Source organism: Bartonella sp. AD328YNZD (genome assembly GCF_042196425.1).
Genome location: NZ_JBHIQG010000009.1, coordinates 5,164 through 13,336, shown reverse-complemented (window position 1 = coordinate 13,336; position 8,173 = coordinate 5,164). Strand labels below are relative to the sequence as shown.

The following is an 8,173-nucleotide window of genomic DNA, read 5'->3' as shown; positions in this document are numbered from 1 at the left end:
ACATGCATGTTGGCAAGGTGGAGGAGAATTCAAGATAATCGTTGCAAAAAATGATTGTCTTGTAAAAAGAATCGATGTGGATCAATTTTTTTGTATAAACGTCAAGATTGATCTAAGGAAATATGAAATATAATGCATAGGATTTTTCCTCTAGATGCATTCTACTTATCAAAATATATTGCGTAGAAAAGCAATAGGAATAAGGTAAACAAATATTTGTACCAAAACATATCAAAAAAGGACACTTTATTTCCTATTAAGAAAGCTTATTTAATAAAAAATAACATCTGTTTTCTATAGGGGGGTACTCTCTTCAAGCTGTTTGAGGTGGTAAATTGTTTCTAAAGCTTGCTTAGGAGAGAGTTCATCAGGATGGATATTTTTTAAAGCTTCGTGAAGAACACAATGTTTGTTTCTTTCTTCATTGACGGGAGATGTTGCTTTAAGAGAAAAGAGGGGTAAATCATCAATGAGTTTATGCCCTTTTCCAGCCATTTCACCTTGTTCTAGTTGATGGAGGACATCTGTCGCTCGTGTAATAACGGCTGGGGGAAGTCCAGCAAGCTTTGCAACTTGTACACCATAGGAACGGTCAGCAGCTCCTGGTATGACCTCATGAAGGAAAACCACATCACCATCCCAATTTTTGACTTTCATGGTTACATTATGCAGTCTATCAAGTTTTTCGGTAAGCGCAGTCATTTCATGAAAATGGGTAGCAAGAATAGCACGACAATGGTTAACTTCATGGAGATATTCAACGGCTGCCCAAGCAATAGATAGTCCATCAAAGGTTGATGTTCCACGTCCTATTTCATCAAGAATAACAAGGGAGTGGTGACTTGCATGGTTGAGAATCGTTGCTGTTTCCACCATTTCCATCATAAAGGTTGAGCGCCCTCGTGCAAGATCATCGGAAGCACCAACACGGCTAAACAGGCGATCAACGACGCCAATATGCGCTGAAGTTGCTGGAACAAAGGACCCCATTTGTGCCATAATAGCAATGAGAGCATTTTGCCGCAAAAAAGTTGATTTTCCTCCCATATTAGGTCCAGTTAAAAGCCAGATTGCTGCATACTGTTGATTTTTTTGTACAGAGAGATCACAATTATTGGCAATAAAGGGTTCTGCGGCTTGTTTGCGGAGTGCTTGCTCGACGACAGGGTGGCGTCCTGCTGTAATATGAAAGGTCAGTGAATGATCAATTTTAGGGCGGCAATATCCTTGTTCTTCAGCAAGATGTGCTAGAGCGACAGAGACATCTAAAATGGCAATTGCTTCAGAGGCTTTACGAATAAAGTCAACTTGTTCGGTAATTTCCTGAACGAGAATATCAAAGATTTCTAATTCAAGCGTCAATGCATGGTTGGCAGCATGGGCAATACGGCTTTCAAGGTCAGCAAGCTCTGTTGTCGTAAAACGCATAGCGTTTGCCATTGTTTGGCGATGAATAAAACGTGCTTTAGCCTGTGGATTATTTGTGAGAGCAGATGCTTGTGTACTGGTTACTTCAATGAAATAGCCTAGAATATTATTATGCTTTATTTTAAGCGTCTTAATATCTGTTTCTTGGGCATATTGCGCTTGAAGTTCAGCGATAACGCGGCGAGATTCGTCACGTAAAGCCCGCATTTCATCGAGCTCTTTATGATAATTGGAGCGAATAAATCCCCCATCACGTTTAAGCAGTGGGAGATCATCAGCTAATGCTTGCTCTAAATGAATGTATAAAGCTGTGGGTAAGTTTGAGAATATCTGCTGTACATCACTTATTTCTTGAGGTAGGAGCTCATTATTAAGGAGTTGATGCAGTTCACGAATGATTTCAAAACCGCGTTGGATTGTCGCCATATCACGGGGGCCTCCTCGTCCAAGAGCCAAACGTGAAACGGCGCGGGGCATATCTGGTCCCCCTTTTAAAATAAGCTTTATCGCTTCTGCAAGAGAAGGATTACGTAGAAAAAAATCGATAGAATCCAAACGCGTATCAATCGCTGAAGGAGTGGTGAGGGGAGCAATAAGGCGGTCAATAAGAAGGCGTGACCCTCCTCCTGTTACAGTGCGATCAATCGCTTTTAATAAACTTCCATCCCGTTGACCTGATGTCGTACGAATAAGTTCAAGGCTTAATCTGGTTGCAGCATCAATAAAAAGAGTCGCACTTTCATTTTGGCGCTCAGGCTGCATGAGGGGAGGACGATGCGTGATTTGTGTTTTTTCGATATAACGAATAGCCGCCACAATTGCAGAGAGTTCGGAACGTGAATAATCGGCAACACCCTCAAGAGTTGAGAGTTTAAAATAATTGCAAATATCGCGTTCAGCGGTGAGTGCATCAAAGAGACAAGCAGGTTGAGGTGAAACGATACGATCAAGAACATTAAAAAGCGATTTGTGAGATTTATCATGAAAAAAGGAATCAGCAACAATGATTTCTTGTGGATCCACACGCATAATATCTGCCAAAAGTTTTTCTTGGCGGCTTTCTGTTACACGAAATATGCCTGTTGAGATATCAATCCAAGAAAGAGCAAACTCTTCTCCATCACTGGTTTTTATACGGGAAAGCGTCATCAAATAATTTGCACGCGTTGGATCAAGGAGTTTTTCTTCTGTTATTGTTCCAGGTGTTACAAGACGAACAACATCACGCCGAACAACAGACTTTGAGCCACGTTTTTTCGCTTCAGCAGGATCTTCTATTTGTTCACAAACAGCAACACGATAACCACAAGCAATGAGTTTTTGCAAATAATCATCTGCCGCATGAACGGGAACACCACACATAGGAATATCTTGTCCTAAATGTTTTCCGCGTGCTGTGAGTGTGATTCCTAAAGCCTGAGCCGCTTCAATTGCATCATTAAAAAATAATTCATAGAAATCCCCCATCCTGTAAAAGAGAAGGGAATCATGATTGATGGCTTTGATTTCTATGTACTGCTCCATCATAGGTGTAAGACGTTCTTGAGAGGAAGCAGATGAGGAGGCAGGCTGTGGAATTAAATTATTTTTATGATTGTTTTTTTTATCCATTTGTACGAGGCCTGTTTCCTTTAAGTGAAGTTTTTACTCTTTTTTGTTTACTTCGATATTTATTTATCTCTAAATTGCAACGTATCATCAGATTTGCTAAGGCAAGAATAGCGATTTCTAACATATGAATCAAATTTAATAACTATACGCATTATCAAGCAAAATTTACACTGTTTTTGGAGAAAATAAAGTGAGATGAAAAAGAGCGAGCAGGATCAGAAAATGTCTCAAACTGTTTACAGTGCGAGCGAAAGAGAAGCTCTAGATTTTCATAGTCGTGGTCGACCAGGAAAGCTTGAGATTGTTGCAACAAAGTCTATGGCAACACAGCATGATTTAGCACTTGCTTATTCACCAGGTGTTGCAGTTCCAGTTAAGGCAATTGCTCAAAATCCAGCACTCGCTTACGATTATACAGCAAAAGGCAATCTTGTTGCTGTTATTTCAAATGGTACAGCTATTTTAGGGTTAGGCAATTTAGGTGCCCTTGCCTCTAAGCCGGTCATGGAAGGCAAAGCAGTGCTGTTTAAGCGTTTTGCGGATATTGATTCCATTGATTTAGAAATTGATATAAATGATACGGAAAGTTTTATCAATTTGGTGCGTCATTTAGAACCTTCTTTTGGTGGAATCAATCTTGAAGACATTAAGGCACCTGAGTGCTTTATGATTGAAAGCCGCCTACGCGAGGTGATGAATATTCCTGTTTTTCACGATGATCAACATGGTACAGCGATTATTGTTGCTGCGGGTGTTCTCAATGCTTTGACTTTAACAGGGCGCGATATGCAAAACACGCGGTTAGTCTGTAATGGTGCTGGTTCTGCTGGGATTGCTTGTATTGAACTGATTAAAGCAATGGGCTTTCGTTCTGAAAATATCATATTATGTGATACAAAGGGCGTGGTCTATGAAGGTCGTAAAGAGGGAATGAATCAGTGGAAATCTGCGCATGCTATTCGAACGGATAAACGTACGCTTATGGAAGCAATGGAAGGAGCAGATATATTTTTCGGGGTTTCTGCTAAAGGTGCTCTTACCCCTGAAATGGTAAAATCCATGGCGCCGCAGCCGATCATTTTTGCTATGGCCAATCCCGATCCAGAAATTACGCCGGAAGAGGTTATGCAAGTGCGTCATGATGCTATTGTTGCAACAGGGCGTTCCGATTATCCAAATCAGATTAATAATGTTCTCTGTTTTCCTTATATATTTCGTGGTGCGCTTGATGTGCGTGCAACAGTTATTAATGAAGACATGAAGATTGCTGCGGCAAGAGCTCTTGCTGATTTAGCGCATGAGGAAGTACCTGACAGCGTTGCAGAAGCTTATCGTGGAAAGCGATTAAAATTTGGTCCTAATTATATCATTCCCGTTCCTTTTGATCCGCGTTTGTTCACAGTTGTTTCAATAGCGGTAGCAAAAGCAGCAATGGAAAGCGGTGTTGCACAAAAGAACATAGATGATTTAGAGGCCTATGAGCGTGATTTAAATGCGAGGCGTGATCCTACTTCTTCGATAATGCGTGGGGTTTATAACCACGTTCGTCAAGCGCCAAAACAAATTGTTTTTGCAGAAGGTGAAGAAGAACAAGTTATGCGGGCAGCCGTTTCTTATGTTCATCAAAAATTAGGACAAGCGATTTTGGTTGGTCGGGAAGAGCAAATAAGAGAAGCAGCTGTTATCGCTGGAATTGATTTGGAGCGTGAAGGTATTTCTATTATAAATGCCAAGCTTTCTTGCCGTACAGATGCTTATGCGAATTATCTTTATAAAAAGATGCAGCGTCAAGGCTGGCTGTTGCGTGACTGTCATCGTCGTATCAATAATGATCGCAATTATTTTGCTGCGTGTATGGTGGCACTAGGAGATGCTGATGCAATGGTTACAGGGGTGACACGCAATTATGAAACAGCGTTGATCGATATACGTCGGGCAATTGATGAAAAACCAAAAGAACGATTGATTGGTATTTCAATGGCCATTTGCCGTGGCCGAACTGTGTTTATTGCCGATACAGCTGTTTATGAAAATCCTAATGCTGAAGAATTTGCTGATATAGCGGAACAAACAGCTTCGTTTGTGCGTGGATTTGGATATCAACCACGGGTAGCATTTTTAGCATTTTCTACGTTTGGCTACATGAAAGGGCAGACGACGCAGCAAATTCAGGATGCAATTAATATTTTGCACGAACGCAAGGTTGATTTTGAGTTTGATGGAGAAATAAGCGCTGATGTGGCGCTCAATTCCAAATTGATGCAGCAATACCCATTTATGGGATTAACAGAGACTGCTAATATTTTAGTTATGCCTGGATATCACGCGTCTTCCATTGCCAGCAAAATGTTACAAGAACTTGGTGAAGCAACCATCATTGGTCCTATTTTAATTGGATTGGAAAAATCTGTCCAAATTGTACCATTTAGTGGAAGCGATACAGATGTTGTCAATATTGCAATGCTTGCGGCTTATCATGCCGAAAAAGTCATCTAAAGGAAAAAAAGCCCCTAATATACCAATAATATATCAAGGGGCTTTTTGATAGCAAAAAAAATAAATTTTTTAAGAGGGCTGTATTTGACTGTCCTTTTGTTCTTCAGAAAGACGCTTTTGGAAGAGTGCTGCAAAATCAATAGGGTCAATCCACAAAGGTGGAAAACCACCACTTTGAGTAGCATCAGATATAATTTGGCGAGCAAATGGAAATAAAAGACGGGGACATTCAATAAAGACCAGTGGCATAACATGTTCTTGTGGAATGTTTTTAAGGTGGAAAACACCACCGTAAATCAGTTCTACATGAAATAAGGTTTCAGTGTCATCATTGGCTTTAACGGAGAGAGACAAAACGACATCATAATTATCATCACCAATTGGGTTAGCATTGACGTTAATATTGATATCAATTTGTGGTGACTTTTCACGTGCACGCAATGAACGAGGAGCACCAGGGTTTTCGAATGATAAATCTTTTAAATATTGAGTTAATACAGCAAAAACCGGCTCTCCACCACTGTTATTCATTTCACCTTCGGCCATACGACGAACCTCTCTCATTATAATATGTATATTTATTTTAGATCTAAAGACCAGATTGGTTATCACGCCTTGCAAAAGGTTGCAAGAAATGCGCTCTTTATCTTGAATATTTTTTTAGTTTGTTACAGATTTTTTAGGCATTTCAATGGTTATCATCATTTTTGCGCCATGGAGATTCTGTCGTATCATGAATTGTGTAATCTTCTGCGTTAAGGTCAATTATTTTTTCAGAGTCATTTTTTCTTTTAGTATTTTGATTCATTTTGTTTTTTAATGATGAAAAGAAATGCCAAACAACAGAGCGAATTGGTTTAATAAGAAGTAATATTCCCAAGAGATCAGTTATAAAGCCGGGAAGAATAAGTAAAATCGCACTGAACATAATGAAAGCATCATTGATAATATTATTTTCTAATGTGCGTCCTTGGATAAGTTCAGTTTGTATGTTTTTTAAAAGGCTAATCCCTTGAATTCGCAATAAAACAACCCCAACTATGGTTGTGAGAATAACCAGACTCAAGGTTGCTAAAATACCAATTTCTTGACCAACAAAGATAAAACCAGCAATCTCGATTAAAAGAATGCAAAGAAAGATAACAACAAAAAAACGAGGATTTATAGAATAAAGTTTTATCACATGAAAATTTCCTTCTGGATGAGTAGGGGGAGAAATTCTTAAGAGAACTCCGTTTAAATATAAAATCTATAAAAATATTTGAATGATAAGATTCCTTATTTTACATATTTATTGATAAATGGTATTGACTGCAATGTTTATTAGAGACTTAATCTTTGGAGATTGACAGCGCCTATGGAATTTGACGTTATACTTGTCATCGCTCTTGTTATTATGGTTGTTATTTTTGTGCAACTCCGTAATGTATTAGGGAAACGAATTGGGTTTGAAAAGCCACCCTTTGATCCTTATTCACGACGTTCTAAAAAACAAGATGAGACAGAAACGACAGATAATATTGTTTCGTTCCCTCATCAGAAAAATTCAGAAAAAGGCAATTTTAGTGAAATTGATGAAATTGCACCAGAGGGAAGTATTTTGAATAAAAATTTGCGAGCACTGCGTAAAATTGACCCGCATTTTTCTCCTCAATTTTTTATAAAAGGTGCACAAATTGCTTATGAAATGATTGTAACAGCTTTTGCCAAAGGTGATCGCAGTCAACTAAAAAGCTTGCTTTGTCAGAATGTTTTTGAAAACTTTTGTACAGCGATTGAACAACGAGAAAAAAACAAAGAAAGAATAGAGTTTACTTTTGTTGGAATTAATAAGATCGAGTTTGTCTCGGCGGCAATACAAGAAAAAGACGAACTTTTAACGATACGTATTGTCAGTGAGATGATTTCTGTTACTTATAATGAACAGGGCGAGCGTATAGACGGTGATCCTGATGCTATTGTAGAAATCAGGGATATTTGGACTTTTGTTCGCAATAGTTTATCATCAGATCCCAACTGGAAGCTTTTTGCTACAGAAAATGAAAATTAAAATACTTTTTGTTTTTCTTCCATAAGCATTCAATGATTTATGAGAAATTAAAATGTCCTCAAATAAATGGAGACAAAAAAGAGATTTATTGGCTTCACAAGATCGCCTTTTATGGGAGATGGTTTGTCGTACGATAACACCGCTTCATGGTAAGATTCTCTCTTCTACTTCAGAAACTATTGCAAATATTAATGATAAAAAACAGCCTGTAACTCAAATCTCCTTATTGTCTCAGGAAAATCAACAACCCTCGACAATTATTAAAAGAGAAAAGAGGGCAGTTACACAAGCACAAAAGGATCATTTCTTTGATCATGTTGCACATCGTAAAATTTCCCAAGGTCGTTATCCTCTTGAGGCGCGTCTTGATCTCCACGGTTATATGCAGGAAGAAGCTTATTTTTTCTTAAAAAAATTTTTACAATCCTCTCAGCAGAGAGGATTGCGTTATGTTCTTGTGATTACAGGAAAAGGACGATCCGTTGGGAGCGATGGAGCTTTGTATAGATTTGTTCCGTATTGGTTATCAACACCAGCTTTTCGATATTATGTCCATGCGTTTGAAAAAGCAGCGCGTCAACATGGCGG

6 protein-coding genes are annotated in these 8,173 nt (G+C 38.7%); 3 read left to right on the top strand and 3 right to left on the bottom strand.

The window, feature by feature from the left end; translation table 11 throughout:
- Positions 1–294 precede the first annotated feature (294 nt).
- Positions 295–3,039: a DNA mismatch repair protein MutS gene (mutS, locus tag ACFIO3_RS01110; protein ID WP_375614904.1), complete on the bottom strand. Its 2,745-nt coding sequence runs from the start codon at positions 3,037–3,039 to the stop codon at positions 295–297.
- 195 nt (positions 3,040–3,234) lie between these two features.
- Here mutS and ACFIO3_RS01105 point away from each other — a divergent pair, with 195 nt between their 5' ends.
- Complete coding sequence (locus tag ACFIO3_RS01105) at positions 3,235–5,535, top strand: NADP-dependent malic enzyme (protein ID WP_375606175.1); 2,301 nt, start codon at positions 3,235–3,237, stop codon at positions 5,533–5,535.
- Positions 5,536–5,604: 69 nt separating this feature from the next.
- On the opposite strand, the gene secB is transcribed toward ACFIO3_RS01105, so the two are convergent.
- Together secB and ACFIO3_RS01095 are read right to left on the bottom strand one after the other, a co-directional pair.
- A complete protein-coding gene (gene secB / locus ACFIO3_RS01100; RefSeq protein WP_375606176.1) occupies positions 5,605–6,081 on the bottom strand; it encodes a protein-export chaperone SecB in 477 nt (158 codons plus the stop codon).
- Positions 6,082–6,223: 142 nt separating this feature from the next.
- Complete coding sequence (locus tag ACFIO3_RS01095) at positions 6,224–6,718, bottom strand: FxsA family protein (RefSeq protein WP_375606177.1); 495 nt, start codon at positions 6,716–6,718, stop codon at positions 6,224–6,226.
- 174 nt (positions 6,719–6,892) lie between these two features.
- Between ACFIO3_RS01095 and ACFIO3_RS01090 the strand changes: the two genes are divergently transcribed.
- Together ACFIO3_RS01090 and ACFIO3_RS01085 are read left to right on the top strand one after the other, a co-directional pair.
- Positions 6,893–7,585 carry a Tim44/TimA family putative adaptor protein gene (locus ACFIO3_RS01090; protein ID WP_375606178.1) on the top strand — a complete coding sequence of 231 codons (693 nt, stop codon included), beginning with the start codon at positions 6,893–6,895 and terminating at the stop codon, positions 7,583–7,585.
- 52 nt (positions 7,586–7,637) lie between these two features.
- The coding region (locus ACFIO3_RS01085) for a Smr/MutS family protein (RefSeq protein WP_375704030.1) at positions 7,638–8,173 on the top strand (536 nt) is incomplete at its 3' end.